The 19,681-nt window shown below is 57.0% G+C and carries 19 protein-coding genes; 8 read left to right on the top strand and 11 right to left on the bottom strand.

The genetic code is table 11. The annotated features are described in order from the left end of the window. Window positions 1-738 carry a siderophore-interacting protein gene (locus ASE07_RS02930; RefSeq protein WP_057289312.1) on the top strand — a complete coding sequence of 246 codons (738 nt, stop codon included), beginning with the start codon at window positions 1-3 and terminating at the stop codon, window positions 736-738. Here ASE07_RS02930 and ASE07_RS02925 read toward each other — a convergent pair. Both ASE07_RS02925 and ASE07_RS02920 read right to left on the bottom strand, forming a co-directional pair. Beyond that, complete coding sequence (locus ASE07_RS02925) at window positions 730-972, bottom strand: hypothetical protein (RefSeq protein WP_057289311.1); 243 nt, start codon at window positions 970-972, stop codon at window positions 730-732. The genes ASE07_RS02930 and ASE07_RS02925 overlap by 9 nt on opposite strands. A 197-nt stretch (window positions 973-1,169) precedes the next feature. Continuing rightward, window positions 1,170-2,180: an AraC family transcriptional regulator gene (locus ASE07_RS02920; protein ID WP_057289310.1), complete on the bottom strand. Its 1,011-nt coding sequence runs from the start codon at window positions 2,178-2,180 to the stop codon at window positions 1,170-1,172. A gap of 161 nt (window positions 2,181-2,341) precedes the next feature. Here ASE07_RS02920 and ASE07_RS02915 point away from each other — a divergent pair, with 161 nt between their 5' ends. The 3 genes from ASE07_RS02915 to ASE07_RS02900 all read left to right on the top strand — a co-directional run bounded on the left by ASE07_RS02915 (window position 2,342) and on the right by ASE07_RS02900 (window position 5,526). After that, window positions 2,342-3,379, top strand: a complete 1,038-nt coding sequence (locus ASE07_RS02915) for an aromatic ring-hydroxylating dioxygenase subunit alpha (protein ID WP_057289309.1) — start codon at window positions 2,342-2,344, stop codon at window positions 3,377-3,379. Window positions 3,380-3,668: 289 nt separating this feature from the next. After that, window positions 3,669-4,757 (top strand): aromatic ring-hydroxylating dioxygenase subunit alpha, encoded by a 1,089-nt coding sequence (locus ASE07_RS02910; RefSeq protein ID WP_057289308.1) that lies wholly within the window; start codon window positions 3,669-3,671, stop codon window positions 4,755-4,757. A 406-nt stretch (window positions 4,758-5,163) separates the two neighbouring features. After that, window positions 5,164-5,526, top strand: a complete 363-nt coding sequence (locus ASE07_RS02900; protein WP_057289306.1) for a Rieske (2Fe-2S) protein — start codon at window positions 5,164-5,166, stop codon at window positions 5,524-5,526. A gap of 175 nt (window positions 5,527-5,701) precedes the next feature. Here ASE07_RS02900 and ASE07_RS02895 read toward each other — a convergent pair whose 3' ends face one another. The 6 genes from ASE07_RS02895 to ASE07_RS02870 form a co-directional block, all read right to left on the bottom strand. Then, window positions 5,702-6,118, bottom strand: a complete 417-nt coding sequence (locus ASE07_RS02895) for a DoxX family protein (RefSeq protein ID WP_057289305.1) — start codon at window positions 6,116-6,118, stop codon at window positions 5,702-5,704. A gap of 18 nt (window positions 6,119-6,136) precedes the next feature. Next, window positions 6,137-7,378 carry an MFS transporter gene (locus ASE07_RS02890; protein WP_057289304.1) on the bottom strand — a complete coding sequence of 414 codons (1,242 nt, stop codon included), beginning with the start codon at window positions 7,376-7,378 and terminating at the stop codon, window positions 6,137-6,139. A 123-nt stretch (window positions 7,379-7,501) separates the two neighbouring features. Beyond that, window positions 7,502-8,863 carry a DUF1329 domain-containing protein gene (locus ASE07_RS02885; RefSeq protein WP_082583919.1) on the bottom strand — a complete coding sequence of 454 codons (1,362 nt, stop codon included), beginning with the start codon at window positions 8,861-8,863 and terminating at the stop codon, window positions 7,502-7,504. Between the two features lie 17 nt (window positions 8,864-8,880). Next, window positions 8,881-10,536 (bottom strand): DUF1302 domain-containing protein, encoded by a 1,656-nt coding sequence (locus tag ASE07_RS02880; protein ID WP_057289303.1) that lies wholly within the window; start codon window positions 10,534-10,536, stop codon window positions 8,881-8,883. A 183-nt stretch (window positions 10,537-10,719) separates the two neighbouring features. Then, entirely contained in the window at window positions 10,720-11,709 is a 990-nt protein-coding gene (locus ASE07_RS02875) for an NAD-dependent epimerase/dehydratase family protein (RefSeq protein WP_057289302.1), read from the bottom strand. Window positions 11,710-11,748: 39 nt separating this feature from the next. Next, complete coding sequence (locus ASE07_RS02870; protein WP_235548330.1) at window positions 11,749-12,645, bottom strand: SMP-30/gluconolactonase/LRE family protein; 897 nt, start codon at window positions 12,643-12,645, stop codon at window positions 11,749-11,751. On the opposite strand from ASE07_RS02870, the gene ASE07_RS29565 reads away from it, so the two are divergent. The 3 genes from ASE07_RS29565 to ASE07_RS02855 all read left to right on the top strand — a co-directional run bounded on the left by ASE07_RS29565 (window position 12,640) and on the right by ASE07_RS02855 (window position 15,015). Further along, the gene (locus ASE07_RS29565; RefSeq protein WP_235548329.1) at window positions 12,640-12,972 is read left to right on the top strand and encodes a hypothetical protein; all 333 of its coding nucleotides are present in this window, start codon (window positions 12,640-12,642) and stop codon (window positions 12,970-12,972) included. The genes ASE07_RS02870 and ASE07_RS29565 overlap by 6 nt on opposite strands. A 168-nt stretch (window positions 12,973-13,140) precedes the next feature. Continuing rightward, a complete protein-coding gene (locus ASE07_RS02860; RefSeq protein WP_057289333.1) occupies window positions 13,141-14,187 on the top strand; it encodes an aromatic ring-hydroxylating oxygenase subunit alpha in 1,047 nt (348 codons plus the stop codon). A 45-nt stretch (window positions 14,188-14,232) separates the two neighbouring features. Further along, window positions 14,233-15,015 carry a GntR family transcriptional regulator gene (locus ASE07_RS02855; RefSeq protein WP_057289299.1) on the top strand — a complete coding sequence of 261 codons (783 nt, stop codon included), beginning with the start codon at window positions 14,233-14,235 and terminating at the stop codon, window positions 15,013-15,015. A 356-nt stretch (window positions 15,016-15,371) separates the two neighbouring features. Here the strand turns inward: ASE07_RS02855 and ASE07_RS02850 are convergent, their stop codons facing one another. The 3 genes from ASE07_RS02850 to ASE07_RS02840 all read right to left on the bottom strand — a co-directional run bounded on the left by ASE07_RS02850 (window position 15,372) and on the right by ASE07_RS02840 (window position 18,245). After that, window positions 15,372-16,553: an acetyl-CoA C-acyltransferase family protein gene (locus ASE07_RS02850; RefSeq protein ID WP_057289298.1), complete on the bottom strand. Its 1,182-nt coding sequence runs from the start codon at window positions 16,551-16,553 to the stop codon at window positions 15,372-15,374. A 27-nt stretch (window positions 16,554-16,580) separates the two neighbouring features. Then, on the bottom strand, window positions 16,581-17,387 hold the full coding sequence (locus tag ASE07_RS02845) for a sterol desaturase family protein (RefSeq protein ID WP_057289297.1): 807 nt from the start codon (window positions 17,385-17,387) through the stop codon (window positions 16,581-16,583). A gap of 75 nt (window positions 17,388-17,462) precedes the next feature. Further along, a complete protein-coding gene (locus ASE07_RS02840; RefSeq protein ID WP_057289296.1) occupies window positions 17,463-18,245 on the bottom strand; it encodes an alpha/beta fold hydrolase in 783 nt (260 codons plus the stop codon). Between the two features lie 156 nt (window positions 18,246-18,401). Between ASE07_RS02840 and ASE07_RS02835 the strand changes: the two genes are divergently transcribed. After that, window positions 18,402-19,637, top strand: a complete 1,236-nt coding sequence (locus tag ASE07_RS02835) for an iron-containing alcohol dehydrogenase (RefSeq protein ID WP_057289295.1) — start codon at window positions 18,402-18,404, stop codon at window positions 19,635-19,637. Window positions 19,638-19,681: the final 44 nt, after the last annotated feature.

The following is a 19,681-nucleotide window of genomic DNA, read 5'->3' as shown; positions in this document are numbered from 1 at the left end:
ATGGAAAATGGTTTGGAGGCAAGAAGGGTCCAGCGGGTTCGTCATGAAATCAAGCAGCGGGATGTGGAAGTTGTCCGCATCCGGCCGGTCGGCGCCAACTTTATCAGCATTACGTTCCAAGGTGAGGCATTGCAGGATTTCGCGTCCGCCTCGTTCGACGATCATGTCAAATTCACATTCAACGATGCTGCTAGGGAAGTGATCCGCAGGGATTACACGCCCCGGCATTTCAACCGCGACAAGCGCGAGCTAACGATAGAGTTCGTTCGCCATGGCGACGGCAAGGCGTCGGAATGGGCGAGGCAGGCGGCCGTCGGCCAGCGCGCGATCATCGCCGGCCCGCGCGGCTCGATGATCATTCCGCAGGATTATGACTGGCACCTGTTAGCCGGCGACTCTACCGCCTTCCCTGCTATTCGCCGGCGTCTGGAAGAACTCCCCGCCACGGCGCGCGCCATTGTTATGGCACTAGCCGACGATGATGCTGACCGTTGCGAGTTCGACAGCAACGCGCAACTGGAGCTGCATTGGGTGTTCTCGCCAGATGAACTGGCCGCTGGACTGAGTGCAGTTCAACTCCCTGAGGGCGAGGGTTTCGCATGGTGTGCAGGGGAAGCCTCGCTAATGGCTCGGCTACGGGAAATTCTTCGTACCGAAAAAGGCATTGCGAAGGAATCGATGCGGGTAGCCGCCTACTGGCGCCATGGCGCATCGAATTATCACGAGCAGCTAGATTAACCGGGTTCCGCCGGTTGCAGCCACAGCGGCTTTTGCATCCGTCATGAGCATGTGCATGGCCGTCGGCTCCGGAACCGATGTCGAATGAAACAGGTCAATCGGTCGACCATCCGGCTCCGCCGTCAGTTGCATCATGCGCGTGACAAATGGCGTAATGCCGATGCCGGCGCCGATCCAAATCTGGCGCGGCTGACGATCCTTGAAGTCGAAGCAGCCATACGGGCCTTCTATCACCGAGGCGACCGCAGAGGATCAGCACCGCGGCGGCACTGACGCTTGCCATCAGCACAGCCAGCATCCAGCCGATCGGCTGGCGCCAATAAGAGAACTTAATTAGTACAAGCTTCGGTCAATCGACCAGCTTTAAGTACCGCCTGCAGCACAGTAAGCCCAACCTATGTAGGGTGGCTCTGCCGCCTGATTTAAGAATATCACGAGTAATGCGAAACTTCTGCCGTCGCATGGGCAAGGATGACAGAGCGTCGATATTCCAAAGGCGACATTCCGTGATGCCGTCTAAAGGCATCGCGGAATGTCCGCTCGGACTGAAAACCTGACTTTGCTGCGACTTCTACCATCTTGATAGTTTCTTTACTTAGAAGGTGACACGCCAATTGCATTCTTAACATGGTAAGGTATTCAAATGGCGTCTGGCCTACCATGCTACAAAACTTCTGCGCAAATGCTGACCGTGACATGCCGGCGATCGAAGACAGGGAGTCCAGCGACCAATCTATCGCGAGATTTCGATTCATCGCGAATAAGACGTTTGTAATTCTTGAGTCTCCCACACGCTGCACCAATCCCAATACAGAAAAATCTGAGGTCGCGGCATGAAAGCGTATTAGACGCAGCAGGTAAGCTTCAATTAGTCTTCCGGACTCAGCGTGAAAGCCTTCTTTATCGACATGCCGTTCCCTCTCGTCTAGCAGTGCCAGAATGCCCTCCACCCAAGGTCGCATATTCAGTTCCGATGCACTTATGACGATTCGTGCAGGTAGCGCATCTATCAACGTTTGGGATTCGCTATGAATGCAAAAAGCCATGGTGAGAATGCTAGTACTGGGCGTCGCCTCATTGACACCGAAACTATATCCGGCCTGCTTGAAATTGATTTTAATTGGGCTTTCTATTGAGTTCCCTTTACGGAATTTCGGCAATCGACGCCCTTCCCACATCTTCCCCCATGAAGAGAATGGGATACCAGGGACCGAGGTCAGTCTGATCTCGCCGCCTTTAACTGCAAGAATACTATCGCCGGCACACAGCTGTACCAGTTGCTTATTTTCGCCTTCGAACCAGCAGGTGCCCTCCGTGATGACATGGCAGTAGCCAGGCAATATATCTTCAATCACGAATGCCCAATTACCATTCAATTTGGATGTTCCAAGGACCTGGTCCGTACATTTGAATGGAGACAGCACTTCCGACAATGTATCCATTATTGATTTCCCAAAACCATTCGCACTATAAAAACAATATCTTCTCGTTTGGACGATTCCGCCGGCGTTTTGGATTTTTTCGTATTTCGCCCTGATTAGCAAGGCGGTATGTTAGATGCTTATATTTAAGCATTCATAACAACAAGGAATACGGAGACAAAATGTATCCCATTGAGCAACATAAACCTTATCCAAAGAACCAGTGGTACGTAGCAGCAATCCGTAACGAAATTAGCCGGGAAATGTTTGAGCGGCGTATTCTTGACGAGCCGATTGTCTTTTATCGCACCGAAGCGGGTGACCCGGTCGCGCTTGCAGCCCTTTGCCCGCATCGTCTTTATCCTTTGCGTTTTGGTAAGCTGCTTGGCGATACAGTAGTATGCGGTTACCATGGTTATAAGTTTGACTGTTCAGGCCGTTGCACCGCGATACCGGCACAAGAAGCTGTTCCTGCACGATTCGCGACGAAGAGTTATCCGGTCGTCGACCGTTGGGAATTAACCTGGATTTGGATGGGTGATCCAGAACTTGCTGACCCAACTAAAATTCCCCCGATTGAGCGCATAGGGCTCGGCGCAGAACAATGGCGTGCTGATGTGGGGTGCAATACACCGCTCAAGGCTAGGTATTCGATCCTGGTAGATAACTTAATGGATCTCAGCCATATTTCCTACTCTCACGAAAAGACATTAGGAAACAACGATTTCATAGCGGCTACGCCGCCGATCATGTCGAACGATGACCAATCGATACGCGTATTACGAAAATTTCCAAATACGAAAGTAGAAGGTCCCCTCGCCTTCTTCTTCCCGGACATTGCTGGAACCACTGTAGAAAGCTATCTCTCGTCTGATTACTACGGCCCGTGTCTAGTCGATGCAGTCGGGCCGGCGGTTATAACCGAAGAAGGTGTTGATAGGCAGTTCCATTTCATTCACTTCATTACGCCGGAAACACCGACGACTACGCACTATTTCAATGCCATCTCGCGCAATTTCCGCGCTGACGATGATGAGTTTAGTGCCATGATGCTTGCTCAGATGGCTCGGGTTATTGCGGAAGATGTCACCGTACTTGAAGAAATCGAACCCCATATTGAACGTTATGGCAGCACGAAAACCGAGCTGTCCTGCCAAGCGGATGCAGGAGCAATTCGGGTTCGCCGCACATTAGCGTCTCAAATCGCGGGCGAGAAGTGATCTTGGGACGGGTTCCACCGAACAAACGCGGCGCACCGCCTGGATACGCAACCTGATAAAAAATCGGTGCAACAGAATGGTGTCGGTCCTGCAGGAATTGCGAAGCGTGCGATCCGTTTGATGTCCGAGATAAGGTATCTGCGCCTGTGATACAGCACTTCAATTTATTCGGCTTATCGTACATCGTACATTAACCTAACATGCCTCCATGTATTCGTGCAGGATGCTGGCCCCGAATTACCCGCCGCTTTGCGATTGTGAACATAATCCATTTATGAGGAGATAATTGATGAACCAGCCTGTCGAATTCCCGCTTACACGCATCGACACCGGCACCGGCTTTACCCAGCCTGCGAACTATCCACGCAATCTATGGTGGGTGGCCGCCTTGTCGAAAGACGTGTCTCATGAAAAGCCACTTGGCCTCTGGCTGCTCGATGAGCCAGTTGTGCTGTACCGCAAGCAGGATGGCAGCGCCGTGGCTTTGGATAACCGCTGCCCCCATCGTTGGGCCCCCTTGTCCGAAGGACGAATCGACGGGGATAACATCGTCTGCCCCTATCATGGATTCAAGTTTTGCCCTGAGGGCCAATGCGTCGAAATTCCTTCGCAAAAAACTATTCCGAGCAAGGCAAAGGTAAAGGCTTATCCGCTGCAGGAGAAAGACGGCATAGTGTGGATCTGGATGGGCGACGCTGCCAAGGCAGAAGGTGTGCCTCTGCCGATTGATACGTCTTGGTTGACGAATGGTAAATGGTGGTGGGTCAACGGCTTTAGTGAAGTCAATGCCAACTATCAGCTCCTGAAAGAGAATGTTCTCGATCTGACGCACATTCCGCATGTGCATCCGACTACAATTGGTGCGTCGGATTGGACGAATCCCCCCAAAGTCGAAGTTACGGATTCAACCGTCACCTTCCGTCAAGAGTTTGCGGCGGCGCCATTGCCAGCAATCTACGGCATTCCCACAGGGCTCGGCATGCAGACGCCAGCCGAGCGAACCAATTGGAGCACTTCCTACACGCCAGCAGCGCATGTTGGCTTCCTCGAAATTCGCCATCCGAATCCGAAGCCTGGTGAGCGCGATAAATGGACGCTTCAAATCATGCATTTGACGACTCCCGAAAGTCCGACCCGGTTCCGTTACACCTGGTTCATGGGATGGGATACGGAATTGTCGCCCGAATATCTGGAAGGTATGCGTCAGCATGTGCCCAAGGGCTATGCTGAGGATAAGTTCATTCTTGAAAAAGTCCAGGAGATGATCTTGCGCGATCCGCGGCACTTGGACTATCCCGAGATTATTGTGCAGGCTGACCAAGCAGCCATCCAGTCGCGACGCAAACTGGAAGCTTCGCTTAAAAAAGAGCAAGAATAAACTCTACCAGCTCGAGAGGGCTGGAACTGGGGTTGTAAAACCCCAGTAAAGAGTTATACGATTCAACCGCCTCGCTCCCCAATTGTGCGGGAACGCATAAGTCGAAGCAAGCCGAGTATGGACAAGAGGCCTCCAGATTGGCGAGCGGTGGCAAAAGCAGAGTGCTTGAACCAGAAGACAAACCTACTGATTGGCTACAAATTCCTAAATCAGGTCAATACCCCTTGCTACAGGTTCGTCCAAGCTCATCAGTTGACCGCCTCGGACCACCGCAGCGCAGCAGACTGGCATATGGGAGATTACATGTCATGCTCCACTATTTCGAATCAAACTTAATTCCAGCATGGTTCGCTCGCCCATCCGTTAACGTCCGCGTCACTGCCGGTAGCGTGGAGGAAGAAGCATCATGACCGCCATCGGTTTTTTCTTGTGCATGCTCAATGACATCCCGGATGGCGCATCACGCGGCTTCGATCCGGGAAAGCGGGGACGGGATTCCATATTGATGGTACGCCGGGGCCAGCGCATCTTCGCTTACCGCGACTCATGCCCTCATTATGGCAATGACGGCCCGCCCATGCCCTGGCGAAAGGATGACTATCTCAACAAGGGCGGTACTCGCATCCTCTGCAGTGCTCACGGCGCGGAGTTCGAGATCGAAACCGGCAAGTGCACCTACGGGCCGTGTATAGGACTATCGCTTCAGGCACTGCCTACCGTTGTCACGCCGGAAGGCGAGATTTATATTGTTCCAGACAGGATGGCGTAAATTTTGAACGCCAATCCCGACGAAATTGGCAAGGCATGACTGCTTGGCATTCAGGGCATGGAGGTTGCCATCCTTCCTCAAGCGTAGACGCAACGTGGCCTGCGTCAACGCGCCAATTCCTCGGCGGTACATGGCAGGCTTTTCTGGTCAGGCGAACACCCGGGAGATCAGAAAATCAAGCCGGACCGCGCCTGCCGCTCAGAGCGAACGCGCCTGGACCGAAGCCGATGATGAACAAAAGGCCGCCAAGAATTGCCAGGTTTTTCGAGAACATGATGGTTTGCATCATCCGCATCATTCCGGGCGGCTCGCTCCAGAAGTTATGGAACAACACGGTGGCCGCCACAGTAAAGGCGGCGAGCAGGAATCCTGCCAGCCGCACCTTGAAGCCGAACAGAAGTGCAAGCCCGCAAGCAATTTCCAAAAGTGCTGCTCCCCCCGCTACGGCAAAAGAAATCGGAATGCCCTTGGAGGCGATAAAGGCTGAGATTCCTTCGAATCCAAGCACCTTGCCGACTCCCGAGTGCAAAAAGACAGCCGCAACGAGCACTCGCCCGGCCAGACCAATCCATGGATACGCTTTTTCATTCATATCAACACTCCTGAATAATTACATATGCCCGAGAACGGGTTCCGCAGAAAGTGCCGAAGGCGTATAGCCAATCAAACGATTAGCCATAAGGCTAAAGGCTGCGAGCACAGCACAGCAAACTCCGATTGACACTATCGCTCGATTGAGATCGCCCGCCAGCGCTGTGGCGGCAAAGACCACCAGTGGACTGATGAATTGTCCAAAGAAGAAGCTGCATTGAAAGCCGCCGATGCCCCTGCCCCTGAACTGCGGCGGCAGATACGATACGCACCAGTTGACGAGAGCGGGCAGCGTCAGGCCGCATGCGAGACCGTTCAATGCAATCGCTGCAATGAAACTTGCATAGTTTTGCGCCAGCGTGCACATGATCAGACTTACGCCCGAAATCAGGAATGCCGCCGTCAGGAGCAAGGGCGTGCCGTGCCGCGCAAGCCATCTGAAACTCGCGGCGCCGATAACGACGCCGATGGAATTCAAAGCGATCGCTTTCCCGATCTCTTGCGACGACGCGATACCAAGCTTGTTCAACAAGAAGCCCGCTTGCACGGGAATGATGAAAAACAGGATGACGCCGAACATCGTGATGGAATAAATGACCACCATCGGCCGCCACGGAAAGGCTGAAACGTTCGCATCACCCGCACCCTGCCCGGCTTGCTCGCGCTGTACAGGCGCCGGCTCATACAAGAACAGCAGCACAAGACTCGATAAGACGATCGACGCGGCATACAGCCAGAACGGCGTGCGCCATCCATGTTCGCCGAGCGCGCCGCCAACCACGAAGAAAATTGTCGCGGCCAGCGAAGTCGCCACGGTTTGAAGCGAAAGCCACTTCTCCCTGCGCGCGCCGTCGAAGTAATCCGCGATGAGCACCGTGCAGCAGGTCATGATGCCGGCTTCGACAACGCCAAGGGCCGCGCGGGACACGAGAATGGCGTAAATAGAATCCAGCCATAGCGGGGCCGTACCGAACACACTGTAAAGAACCAGGCTCCAGAACAAGAGCATGCGTCGTCCGAGCTTGTCGACGATTGCGCCGGCAAAGGGGGACAACAGCGCGATCATCAGCGCAGGCAAGGTCATGACCAGCGGGGCGAGCGCATCCACCGAAGGAACATTGCGGAAGGCATGCCTGATCTGCGGCAGTACTGCACCAAGCAGCACGACGGCAAGGACCGGCAGGCAGCTCAACATCAGCAGGATCAGGCCTTGCGCCGTTCCCGCGGTGCGCGCGGGATGCATCGAAGAGAGATTTTTCATGATGAAATCCTGAGCTTCGGCAGCTCGCTAAGACACCGCCAAAGCAGGTTTGCAAACCAAATTGATCAGGTTGCGCCGGCTGCCAGACAAGGCAGACCGGCTATCCTGATTAGCGCAGGACAATTACCGGACACCTTCTCCGGCCATCGAGTCCGGAGTGAAGGTCGAATCCGGCAGCGGAGCCTGAATCTTGTAATGCGAGTTCTTCTCGTTAACCGATCCGCTGTAATACCAGGCTCCGGAGACGAGATCATAGAATCCGGACTGCTGCTGCGGCGTGGTAGCCGGCAGGTCCGGCATGACAACCGGCATGGTCCACAAGGTTTTCCAGAGCTGGCCATTGGCATCCCAGCGGTCGCCCAGGACCGCAACCCAGGAATCCTCATCAATGTAGTAACGCGATTTCGGGGCGACGTGCCGTTTTCCGGATGCGAGGTTGGCTTCAACTATCCATACTCGATGCAATTCCCAGCGCACATGATCCGGATTGATGTGGTGAGGCCCGAACAACGCCGACTCGCTGGCCATATGCGTGCGGTTCGAATTGTATGGAATGAACATCTCTTTTTTGCCGACGATCTTCCAGTCAAAGCGGTCGAGACGACCGGCGAAGACATCGATTTCGTCAAAGCTCATCACCCCTGCGGATGCGGGCGTGGGCGTATCGCAGCAGCCGTTTGGCAGCTTGCGCACACGCCGCTGTCCCGGCAGATACGTCCAGCTCTGGGTCTTTTCATGGTCGAGATTTTCTCGACCCACGATGGCTTCGCCTGCACGGATCGCCGGACCCGACGTGGCTAAACGGATCATCCAGTAATCGCCCTTGAATTTGCTTTCGCCATCCTTGACGTAGTAAGGCATCTGGTAATCCGCCGATCCTTCGGCAGACATGACGCGCTTGCCATCCGACGTACCGAGAAAATGACGGAAGTCCATGCGCCATGCGTCGCCGCGCCAGTGCAGCAGATGGTTGGCCATCACTTCATTGGCCGACTTGGGAATCGGAAAAGGAATCCCGCCGTAGGCGCCGGTGATTACTGTGCCATTTATTTTCGCTGTGGTCGCATTCTTGAACGTGTTGTCGTACACCCATTGCGGCGCTGCCGCGGTGCGGTGCGTCTTATAGATGTCGACGCGATAGGTGTCCGGGTAGCGCTTGAACATCGCCTTGGTGCCATCGGACAGTTTGTCCGTATACTGGTCGACGTTCTTGGCCGAAATCGTGAATAGCGGCTTTTCATCCGCAAACGGATCGCCGCGGCGGCCGCCGTTCTTGAAGCCGGGAACCGGCGTAGTATGGCCGCCGGTCCATGCGGGAATCGTTCCCTCCTTGTTGCCCGCTTTTTCGGCGCCGAAGGGGGTCAGCGTGGATTTCAACTGTGCCGCTTCATCGGCGCCGACCGCTGCATGCGCGCCATGCAGGCCGAACGCAGCCGAGGCAATGGCAAAGGTCAGGCTATGCGATGCAAGTCGTTTCATCAACATGATTTGTCTCCAACTCATTAGAAGGAAGTGCGAACGGAAAATGTGAGATAGTCGCGATCCTTCAAGGCCTGAAGGAACTGGATATTGTTGGCCGCATCGGTGCTCGGCGCTTCTTTGCCATAGAAATGAATGTAGTTCAACGTAAAGGTCCAGTCATTCAGATAAGTGCCCGTCAATCCGATATTCATGTCGCCGCCCCGATTGACGCCAAAACCCGACCCCACTGCCGACGAGCGTCCATGTGTGTAGCTGAGCCCGATGGGTACGGAAAGATCGAGGCCCGGATACGCCTGACGATAAGTCGGGGTGTACACCATGCGGAATGCCCACGCCGATTTGTCCGCATTGGGATTGAGCATGCTGGCGTTACGCGTGACGCTGGTCCGCGTATTCCAGGCGACTTCCCCCACGAGCGAAGACTCGGCCGCGATGAACGATGGTTGCAAGGATGCGATCCATGACAGCTGGGCGTGCGCGGTATTGCCGACCGCATATCCCGGATTGGAATTGTTGTTAAGCGTTGTATTGACACCGATGCTGCGCAAGATCGCTTGTCCCGAGCTGGCCAGTGGCGTGTCGCGACGAACTGAAACTTCGCCGGCAAGGGCCACTTCGCCGACGGTCTTGGCGAAGCTGGCGCCGAACGCCTTGATTCCCTCCGCATACACCCACTGATAGCTGCTCGGCGTGAGCGCGGGCGGGAATCCGGTCAGCGTCGTGAGGTTATTGCTCGGACCGGTGGCATGATAGCGAATCGCGTAGAGACCGAAGTCCGTATCCAGATCTTCTGAGCGCAAACGCAACTGAGTGCCGTACTGGCCAGAGTCGCGCGGCTCGATATCGCCGCGATAGGAGAATTGGGGCACCACAGGCGCAAACGGATTGCCGGCGATGATACGCTGGGCGCCTTCGCCGAGCGTATCGGAACTCGAAAGATAGGCGCCTACAGGGACAAAACGCGTCTTGCGGTATTCATACTGGTAGTAAGCGCCCAACGACGCCGTTGGCGATACCTGTATCTGTCCCGACAGCTTGCCTGTCGGCAGCACGGTCTCCTTGAACTGGGCGTTCGGCACGCTGGTCAGCTTGATCAGGTCCGTCGGCGCCATCGTTCCTGCAATGCCGTTGCTGCCGTAGAACAGGCTTTCACCCCAGACAAGCGCATGACGCCCCAGCCGGCCCGATACCGGCATGTCTTCGATTTCACCCTTGCCAAAGACGAAGGCATCCAGAATTTCCGCCTTTCGTCCCATCAGGGAGCGTGTGCCGCGCGGAAAGGTATTGAAAGGAATGCTGTTCGACGTCGGCGAGGTATTATCGTTGCTCGTGTTATAAACGCTGTCGTACCATCCGGCACCGCTGACGCGCGCGCCAAAGTGCCGCGTCACGACATCGAACTCGCTGAACAGATCGAGGCGGTTGGAGACGAAGCCCTTGTCGAAATTCAGGTTGCCGTCATTCTGATTGGTGCAGATGGCGCAAGTGGACAACCCCGGCGAGCGATCCTTCACGCGATATGCCGTGCTGTACTTGACCGTCGTGTCCCAACGGATCTTGACGTCTTCATTGCCCGAATCAATTTCGAAACCGTGTGCCGGCGCTATCATGCCGATTGCCGAAACGCCGATCAGTTCGGCAATTAAGATGCGCTTGAACGCAAGGCGTGACCGCATGCCTCTCCCCTTCATTCCTATCTCCTCATTGAATTGCTGTCGTACCTCTTCGATACTTCCGACAGATATTTTTTGTAGGGCATATCGTTTTGTATGCCATGACCTGCCGGCACAGAATAAACAGCTGGCGTCCCTACGTAAAATTGATAGATTGGAAGCCACGTATCGGAAAGGCCAATAGCATCACAAGGCAATCGAAGGATCGCGCCCGGCAAGCGCATTGCGCACCAGGTTCTCGACCGTGCCGTCATGGGTGTAGCCGGCCTTCAATGCAGCCGCCATGTCCATTTCCGGAAAGCGTGCGAAGACCGCTTCCAGCTGCTCGTCAGGCGCATAGGTCACCAGCCTGCGCCGGTCGCTGCCGAACATGCTTGCCATTGCATCGACGATTTCCGACATGGAAATCCGCAATACAGGCAAAGTGAAATCCCGCCTTGCGGCAACGGCCTCGGACAGCAGGTTGGCGGCATGCATCAGATTCCGGACGCAGCAGCCGACCGACATCAGCCATGTCTTCGCTTCGGGCGCGACAGGAACGGTGAAAGCTTCGCCATCGGCCAGTTTCCAGAAGAGGTCGCTCATGAAGGCCGACAGCAGACCGGATGGCGCCGGCGGACGTGCAACGATACCCGGCAGCCGGATGATGCGTCCGTCGACCCAGCCACGCCGGCTGTAATCCTGCAGCAGAATCTCGCTGGCAAGCTTGTGGGCGCCATAGCTCAGCACCGGTCGCATGGGTGTTGCATCCGTCACGAGAGGCGGCAAGCTTGCGCCATATACCGCAATCGTGCTCGCGAACACAAAGCGGGCCGGGATGGTTTGACGTCGAAGCAGTTCCAGCATCTGCATGGTTGCTCCGAGGTTCACATCGAGGCCGAGCTCAAAATCCTTTTCCGCCGCGCCGCCCGGCACGCTGGCAAGATGAATGACGCAGTCTGCGGGAGACCGGAATGCATCCCGCAGGACTAGCGGGTCCGCAATGCTGCCGCGTACCAGTCTCACGCGCTCATCATGAAACTCCTGATCGAATGCCATGTCCACCAGCACCAGCGACCGGAATGGCTCATTGGCGGATCCTGATGTGTCCATTGTGTCCATTGTGCCCTGGCCGAGCAGACAATCGACCAGCCTCCTGCCGATAAAGCCGCTGGCACCCGTAATGATGATGTTCATGTCTTGCCTTTCCATGCGAATCCGGATGCCTCGCGGTCATCAAGCAAAGCGTTGTCCACCCCAGTGCGCCAGAGGCAGCCCCGGCACCGGCGAGCGGAAGCAGGGAATGGTTGTGCCCAGAAGGCTGCCAAGATAGACGGTGCGCAAGTCAGAGCCGCCGAAGGTGATGCTCGCCATCCATGGCGCCAGCGTGCCTTTCGCCTGCGCCATGATGTCGGGCGTGACGGACTTCTCATGCCAGTGCCTGTTCAGCCTCGCGGTCGCCTCGGGATTTCCGTCGTCGAGAATCGTGAGCACATCGCCCTGCGGCGTGAGGGCGATCAGCTTGTCGCTCATGATGAGCGTGACCCACAGGTTGCCGAATGCGTCGAAGGCGAATCCGTCGGGGAAGCCTTCGAGCCGGCTCGGACCGAAGAATTCGCGGTCGGTCAGGGACCCGTCGGGCTGCACGCGCAGGCGCGATATGCGGCGCGCATTGCTTTCCACCACATAAAGCCATTCCTCATTGGCATCGAACTTCACTTCATTGGTGCCGCCGAAACCTTCTGCGACGATGCGCATGCCCTTGTCATCCATCAGCGCCAGATAACCATCGAGCACGCCGGAATTGATTGATTCCGTCCACGGCGACATGCGCGTGGTGACGGTCAGCCAGATGCGTCCCTTCGAATCGCGCATGACAAAGTTCGCCTTGCCGATCGGCCGGCCGTCGATCTCGGTGTGCAGGACCTTGTACGAACCGTCGCGGGAGAAACGGTCGACCGAGTCGGTTCCCCAGTTGGCGATCAGGATGTCGCCATTGTCCAGCAACGCGAGACCGTTCGGCAGCGATCCCACTGCCATCACATAGCGGTCTTTGAAACCCGCCCGCTGCTCGGCTCCGGTCTGCGACGCCGGAAGCTTCAAGGTTTGCTCGCCATTGGCGGCAATATGCATGATGCCGCCGCGCGCATCCGCGACCAGCAGCGATCCGTCCGCCTGAGCAAGTATGCATTCGGGCCGCTGCAGACCCTCGCCTGTCTTGCCGATTGTGCTTCGGTCGAGCTCCCAGTCAAGGAGCGGATTCTGGTGATCGGACATGGGTTTTTCAAATTGATTGATTCTGAGCGGATGATAAAGACTGCCCTGCGCCGTGAGAACGCGATTTTCAAGATGCCAGCCATCCGGAAAACCGTAAGCCCGATTTTCAGCGGGACTTGCGATGACGGTGCCTGGAAGTTCCTGCCGACCGTATGCCGACTGTATACAGAAGCCCTTCCTTAATGAGCAATTCCCGTTGATCCGAGTGCCAGATACCAGGCATCGATATATTCAAATAGTGCCGGCACATCGGGCTGTATACACTTCGACGCAATGCATTCCGTACGGAGAAGAACGATGACAATCGCGCTTCGCCGTCGTGCCCCTGTTGATCCTGGAGAAAATATCGCCATGTTTCCGAAAAACACCTGGTATGTCGCCTGCACGCCTGACGAAATCGAGACCAAACCGCTGGGCCGCCAGATTTGCGGCGAGAGAATGGTGTTCTATCGCGGTCCCGGTGGCAAGGTGGCGGCACTTGAAGATTTCTGCCCGCACCGCGGCGCACCGCTTTCGCTCGGCTTCATCCGTGATGAACAGCTGGTGTGCGGCTATCACGGCCTGGAAATGGGATGCGACGGCAAGACCATCTCGATGCCTTGCCAGCGCGTACGCGGCTTCCCTGCCATCAAGAGCTTCCCGGTGATCGAACGGTATGGTTTCATCTGGGTATGGCCTGGGGACTCCGGGGAGGCCGACCCGGCAAAGCTGCATCATCTGGCATGGGCAGAGAGTTCCGACTGGGCCTATGGAGGTGGCCTGTATCACATCAAATGCGACTATCGCCTGATGATCGACAACCTGATGGATTTGACCCATGAAACCTATGTGCATTCGACCAGCATCGGCCAGAAGGAAATCGACGAAGCGCCGGTGAATACCAGGTTTGAAGCCGAGGAAGTGATTACCAGCCGATTCATGGAAAACATCATGGCGCCGCCGTTCTGGAAAATGGCCCTGCGCGGCAACGACTTGCCGGACGATCAACCGGTGGACCGCTGGCAGATCTGTCATTTCACGCCGCCCAGCCATGTGCTGATCGAAGTCGGCGTAGCCCTTGCCGGCAAGGGCGGTTACCATGCCGATCCCGAATACAAGGCAAGCGCCATCGTGGTGGACTTCATCACTCCCGAAACGGAAACCACGCACTGGTATTTCTGGGGCATGGCACGCAATTTCAAGCCGCACGACGAAGAACTGACCACCTCCATACGCCATGGCCAGGGCAACGTGTTTGCCGAAGATCGCGAGATGCTGGAGCAGCAGCAGGCAAACCTGCTGAAGTACCCGGACCGCAAGCTGCTGATGCTCAATATCGATGCCGGCGGCGTACAGTCGCGCCGCATCATCGAGCGGATGCTGGCCGGGGAGCGCGACGTCGGCGGTATGGCTCGCTGACTTCCTTGCTTGTTCATTTGCCGCCGACCCGATCCGTTGCTGACCATGCCTGATCTGAACCAAGTAAAGTCGCTGCAAAAAAGCATCGGCGGACGCGCACTATCGCAGACCGAGCATGCCATCTTGGGCCTACGCGATGCCGTGCTGCGCGGCCAGTACCATGCCGGCGAGCGCCTTGCCGAAACCGATGTGGCGGAACATCTGGGCGTGTCCCGCACGCCGGTACGTGCGGCAATGCAGCGCCTGACGGAAGAAGGGTTGCTGGAAATGCTGCAACCGGCCGGCTTTGCGGTGCGGGAATTTTCCGAAGAGGACATTGCCGACGCTATCGAAATTCGCGGCACCCTTGAAGCCTTGGCGGCGCGCATGGCAGCCGAACGCGGCATACAGCGGTCTCGGCTGCAGGAACTGCGCGAATGCGTCGCCAGGATGGATGCTGCCCTTGCCAGTCCGATTTCACATTGTCTGCAGCTTGAAAGACTTGCGCGGTATGCGGAAGCCAACGAGCGCTTTCACGCGCTTATCCTGAACGCGTCGGGCAGCGGCATGGTGCAACGCGCACTGATGCGCGTGACGTCCCTGCCCTTCGCTTCGCCCAACGCGTTCGTCACGGCGCAGGCCAGCCTGCCAGGCTCGCTCGACATCCTGCGACTCGCACAGATGCAGCATCACGATATCGTTGATGCGCTCGAGGCTCGTTCCGGCGCGAGGATCGAGGCATTGATGAAGGAACACGCGCACGTCGCGCACAAAAATCTGCAACTGGCACTGCGCCAGCCCGAAGCACTGGATCACATTCCGGGAGCGTCCCTGGTCCGACGCGCCTGAAGTCCGAGACCAAGGCGATATCGTGCGGGCCAAGACACTTGAGCAACATGACGGCGGCGAAAAGTTCAACGCTTCATAGGGACACCGGGAATTGCCTGCAGTGATAGCAGCTATCCAGCTTATCGACTTGTCCGCAGCAGCGGCATTCCCTAAGATGCATCAGGTGTCGCGCGCTTCCTCAGATGGGATTTTCGGGGGGCGTTCAGGCGACGACTTGGCAGCTTGTCTCTCCCATTGTCTGGTTGTCTCCAGAATGGCTTCGGCCCGCTTCCATGGAAGCGGGCTTTTTTCATCTTGCGATACGTCGTATTCAATCAACAATCAGCTTTAAATCCTGCCGGTCATGCCTGCGGCGTCTACACCCGCTCGATAATCATCGCGATCCCTTGGCCGCCGCCAATACACATCGTGATCAAGCCGTAACGCTTGCCGGTTCGGATCAGTTCATACAAGCATTTCACGGTAATGACCGCGCCGCTCGCGCCAACCGGATGACCGAGCGCAATGGCGCCGCCGTTGGGATTGGTGCGTGCCGGATCGAGATCGAGTCCTTTACCGACGGCGATCGCTTGCGCCGCGAATGCCTCGTTGGATTCGACCAGGTCCATCTCGTGCAGGCGCAGGCCCGCGCGCTCAAGCGCGATGCGGACTGCGGGGATCGGTCCGGTGCCCATCAGGCCGGGCTCCACGCCTGCCACAGCGGTCGACACGATGCGAGCCAGAGGAATCGCTCCGGATCGCTGCGCCGCCGATGCAGCCATCAGCACGCATGCGGCGGCCCCGTCATTGATTCCGGATGCATTGCCTGCAGTGACCGAACCATCCTCGCGCTTGAACACAGGCTTGAGACGGGAGAGAGACTCCAGCGTGGTGTCCGCCTTGGGATGTTCGTCAGTGTCGAACAATGTAACGCCCTTGCGGCCCCTGATTTCGACCGGGACGATCTGATCGCGGAAATAACCCTCGTTGATCGCATGGATGGCTCGGCGGTGGCTCTCAACGGCAAAGCGATCCTGCTCCTCGCGCGACACGCCGAACTTGGCGGCGACATTTTCGGCAGTCACCCCCATGTGGCCGGCACCGAACGGGTCCGACAAGGCTCCCACGAGCATGTCGACCGTCCTTGCGTCGCCCATCCGCGCACCCCATCGCATGGAGGGTATGGAATACGGTGCGCGGCTCATGGTTTCACTGCCGGCGCCGACGCAGATTTCCGCTTCCCCCAACTGGATTGCTTGTGCGGTGGTGATGATCGCCTGCAGGCCCGAGCCGCACAGCCGGTTGACCGTCAGCGCCGTGGATTCGGGCGGCATCCCGGCATTGATTCCTATGACCCGGGAGAGATACATGTCACGCGGTTCGCAATGGATCACATTTCCCACAGTGATCTGCTGCACCTGCACCGGGTCGATGCCGGCGCGTGAAACCGCCTCCTTCACCGCAATCGTTCCCAGCTCGCTTGCGGAAAACTCCTTTAGCGCTCCGCCGAAGCCGCCGATTGCCGTGCGGGCGGCGCCTACAATCACTACATCCATCATTGATTCGCTCCTCATCGCGTTGTGGTGCTATTGCGCCATCGCGCGTTTCTCATCATCGGTCAATGCGGGACCGTCCAGAGTGACACGTGAATCATCGATCCGGAAACGATTGATGACCGGCTTGAGCTCTTCCTTCACATGCGTTTCGCTGTAACCGTTGAAGAGGTGTCCGAACAGTCCGCGGCGCAGGTCCGACGTGCCCATGAACCAGTCGGCGAGTGGAAAGGTCAGGTTCATGTTGTACTTCATCATGATGCCTTGATTGTGGTGCGCGGTGTGGTGGCGGCGGATCGTATTGATGAAAGGCATGTTGCGGACGAACCAGTTGTCGCGGACGTGGCAGCAATAGTGGAAGGTTTCATAAACCAGGTATTGGGCCGCCATGGACATGAACACGATATACCCGGCATTGGCATTGAAGATCTGGCTGGCGGTATAACCGAGAACAGTACCGAACACGCCGAGCGTAATCAGGACCCGCCATGGGAAAAAAACAATCCGGAATTCACGGACGGCGTCGATGGTGGGTTCATTGTCGGTAAAGTACTGGTGGTGTTCGCGGGTATGCCGCTCATAGATGGCACGCAGCGCGAACACATCGATGCGGCGATGCATCACGTACATGTGCATTGCCCATTCGATGAAGTTTCCGGCAATGAAAACAGGTATCGCAATCAGCCATTCCCAGCCAGGATTCTGCAGCTTGCCGGCGCAGTAGTAGATTGCGCTTATGCCGGCTCCGTACATCACTGCGATATGCAGCAGTCCGTTGTAAAACGGGCTAATCCTTGACTTGTAGTTTTCACGAAACTTGCGCTGGCGTTCAGACATCATGGTGCAATCTCCTCCTTATAAATACACAACTGATATGTTAGTTGGATACACCAAACCGGTCAATGCCATTCTTTTTCATTCTGTTGCTTGCGCTGCCGAACGGCCGATCAACTCCGGCTGTGTCTGTGACTGTGACTGCCTGCCGATGAACTCATGCACTTCGGCGACGAATCTTCCGGGATCGGCCGTCATCGGATTGTGACCGACATGGCTCCATTCATGGAGCACGCAACGCGGCAGTTCGGCGGCTATGAGGCGGCCATGCGAGATCGGGCATTGATCGTCCAGAGCGCCATGGAGAACCATGGTCGGCGTGGTGACAGCACACAGCAGGTTGCGATAATCCGCTTGCTGGACCGAGCGCCAGGCGCCAGCCACAGCGAGAGGGGTTGCCGTTTCAACGAGATTGAGGCGCGCCGCGCGCTCGCTTGCCTCCTGTTCGACCTCCTCCGGACTTCCTCCGTGAAACCATCTTGCCTGTACGCCGGCATGCGCGGTACCGGAAACGAGTATCAGGGCATTCAGCATCGCGGCGGGCCATTTGCGGATCATTTCCAGGACAACCGAAACACCCATGCTCCAGGCGACGACTGCCGCAGGCTCGGCCACTACATCAAGCACGGATCGCAGATCGTCCGCAAAGCATTCCAGACGGTAGCCATCAAGGTCGCCGGGCGCATGCGAACCGCCGCGGCCACGCAGGTTGGGGGCGATTACCCGGTAATGCCGGGCCAGCGCCGGCACGATGGTATCCCAGGTTCTCGCCGTTCCCTGTATGCCATGCACGAGAATCACCGGCGTTCCGCTGCCTTGTTCGGTATAGGTGATGGGGCCTTGCGGACTGTTGAATGTTTTCATGGTCGATGCTTTTGATTGCCTGGACATTCCAGGGTTGGGTTGGTTCGCGCAGGTATGCCGCTGCCTGTAGGACGCAAGATGAATTGACGTAAGAGTGCTGAATAAATACAATACAACTAATATATTAGTTGTATTGTAATTTGGAGTCGAGAATTGATGAATGACAAAACCTTCATGGCGTGGCCCTCGCGTATCTTGTTCGGCTGCGGCGAACTTTTATCTCTGGCACCGCTTTTGCAGAAGCAGCGCTTTCGCCAGGCGCTGATTGTCACCGACAAGTTCTTTACTGACCAATCGGACATCGTGGTCCGACTGATGGAGAGCTTGGCCAGCCATGGCATCGGGTCCGTCATATTCGACGAAGGCGAGCCGGATCCCAGCGTCGCGCTGTGCCAGCGGGCTGCGGAGCGTTTATCCCGAGTATCGGCGCTGGCGGATATCGATCATGTGATCGCGGTGGGCGGCGGCAGCAACATCGACCTGGCAAAGGTGCTTTCAGTGACATTGAAGTATGGCGGGCATCCCGCGGACTATGTGGGGGAAGGCAAGATCCCGGGAAAGCCGCTGGCCCTCGTTGCCGTTCCAACAACATCGGGCGCTGGTTCTGAAATCACGCCGGGCGCCATCCTGGTGCAGGAGAACTCGTCCACCAAAGTTGCGCTCATGGATAACGACTTGCGTCCGGTTACCGTGGTTGTCGATCCCCTGCTTACCGTCTCGTGCCCGCCGAAGGTGACGGCCGACGCCGGCATCGACGCGCTCACGCACGCCATCGAATCCTATCTGACCTGCGACTCCATGCACTTCGACCGCCAGGGCCTGGCCGATCCGGGCTATAGCGGACGCAATCACATCACGCAGTTGATGGCGGCGGAATCGATCCGTCTTTGCTTCGCGCATCTGCCGACGGCTTACAGGCAAGGCGCGGACGTCGATGCGCGCATCGGAATGGCTTACGGCAGTCTGCTGGCGGCGTTTTCCTATGCCAATGCCGGACTGAACGCGGTGCATGCGTTGGCCTATGCCTTGGCCGGCCTGACGCATGCATCGCACGGCAGCACGAACGCGGTGTTCCTGCCCTATGTCATGCAAAGCCTGCTGCCGGTCCGCGAGCGGGAACTGGCGCACATTGGCAGCTTGGCCGGGCTCACCGCCGCATCGCAGTCCGAGCTGGCCAGAAAGGCAGTCATTGCCACGCGCGACCTCGTTGCACAAGTCGGCATTCCCGTCACGCTCAAGGACTTCGGTGTTACCAAGGGCGACCTTGCCGGCCTCGCAAGCAATGGCTTGGCGGTCACGCGCCTGGTCAAGGCCTTTCCTATCCAGCCGCCGCGGCAGGCGTTCGAAGCGATCGTCGCGAATGCCTATGCCGGCAAGATCCTGACCGACTGAACCGCGAGCGGCCGGGGCTCGGCGACCGGCCGCTTCCGGGCAAT

Origin of the sequence: Noviherbaspirillum sp. Root189 (assembly GCF_001428545.1) — a bacterium.
Classification (GTDB): Bacteria; Pseudomonadota; Gammaproteobacteria; order Burkholderiales; family Burkholderiaceae_D; genus Noviherbaspirillum.
This window is presented reverse-complemented; position numbering and strand designations above follow the sequence as displayed.

Excerpts from the sequence above, each read along its gene's own strand:
- ASE07_RS02930 (WP_057289312.1), top strand. The coding sequence starts at position 1 with ATGGAAAATGGTTTGGAGGCAAGAAGGGTCCAGCGGGTTCGTCATGAA.
- ASE07_RS02920 (WP_057289310.1), bottom strand. The coding sequence starts at position 2,180 with ATGGATACATTGTCGGAAGTGCTGTCTCCATTCAAATGTACGGACCAG.
- ASE07_RS02915 (WP_057289309.1), top strand. The coding sequence starts at position 2,342 with ATGTATCCCATTGAGCAACATAAACCTTATCCAAAGAACCAGTGGTAC.
- ASE07_RS02910 (WP_057289308.1), top strand. The coding sequence starts at position 3,669 with ATGAACCAGCCTGTCGAATTCCCGCTTACACGCATCGACACCGGCACC.
- ASE07_RS02900 (WP_057289306.1), top strand. The coding sequence starts at position 5,164 with ATGACCGCCATCGGTTTTTTCTTGTGCATGCTCAATGACATCCCGGAT.
- ASE07_RS02895 (WP_057289305.1), bottom strand. The coding sequence starts at position 6,118 with ATGAATGAAAAAGCGTATCCATGGATTGGTCTGGCCGGGCGAGTGCTC.
- ASE07_RS02890 (WP_057289304.1), bottom strand. The coding sequence starts at position 7,378 with ATGAAAAATCTCTCTTCGATGCATCCCGCGCGCACCGCGGGAACGGCG.
- ASE07_RS02885 (WP_082583919.1), bottom strand. The coding sequence starts at position 8,863 with ATGTTGATGAAACGACTTGCATCGCATAGCCTGACCTTTGCCATTGCC.
- ASE07_RS02880 (WP_057289303.1), bottom strand. The coding sequence starts at position 10,536 with ATGCGGTCACGCCTTGCGTTCAAGCGCATCTTAATTGCCGAACTGATC.
- ASE07_RS02875 (WP_057289302.1), bottom strand. The coding sequence starts at position 11,709 with ATGAACATCATCATTACGGGTGCCAGCGGCTTTATCGGCAGGAGGCTG.
- ASE07_RS29565 (WP_235548329.1), top strand. The coding sequence starts at position 12,640 with ATGCATGATGCCGCCGCGCGCATCCGCGACCAGCAGCGATCCGTCCGC.
- ASE07_RS02870 (WP_235548330.1), bottom strand. The coding sequence starts at position 12,645 with ATGCATATTGCCGCCAATGGCGAGCAAACCTTGAAGCTTCCGGCGTCG.
- ASE07_RS02860 (WP_057289333.1), top strand. The coding sequence starts at position 13,141 with ATGTTTCCGAAAAACACCTGGTATGTCGCCTGCACGCCTGACGAAATC.
- ASE07_RS02855 (WP_057289299.1), top strand. The coding sequence starts at position 14,233 with ATGCCTGATCTGAACCAAGTAAAGTCGCTGCAAAAAAGCATCGGCGGA.
- ASE07_RS02850 (WP_057289298.1), bottom strand. The coding sequence starts at position 16,553 with ATGATGGATGTAGTGATTGTAGGCGCCGCCCGCACGGCAATCGGCGGC.
- ASE07_RS02845 (WP_057289297.1), bottom strand. The coding sequence starts at position 17,387 with ATGATGTCTGAACGCCAGCGCAAGTTTCGTGAAAACTACAAGTCAAGG.
- ASE07_RS02840 (WP_057289296.1), bottom strand. The coding sequence starts at position 18,245 with ATGAAAACATTCAACAGTCCGCAAGGCCCCATCACCTATACCGAACAA.
- ASE07_RS02835 (WP_057289295.1), top strand. The coding sequence starts at position 18,402 with ATGAATGACAAAACCTTCATGGCGTGGCCCTCGCGTATCTTGTTCGGC.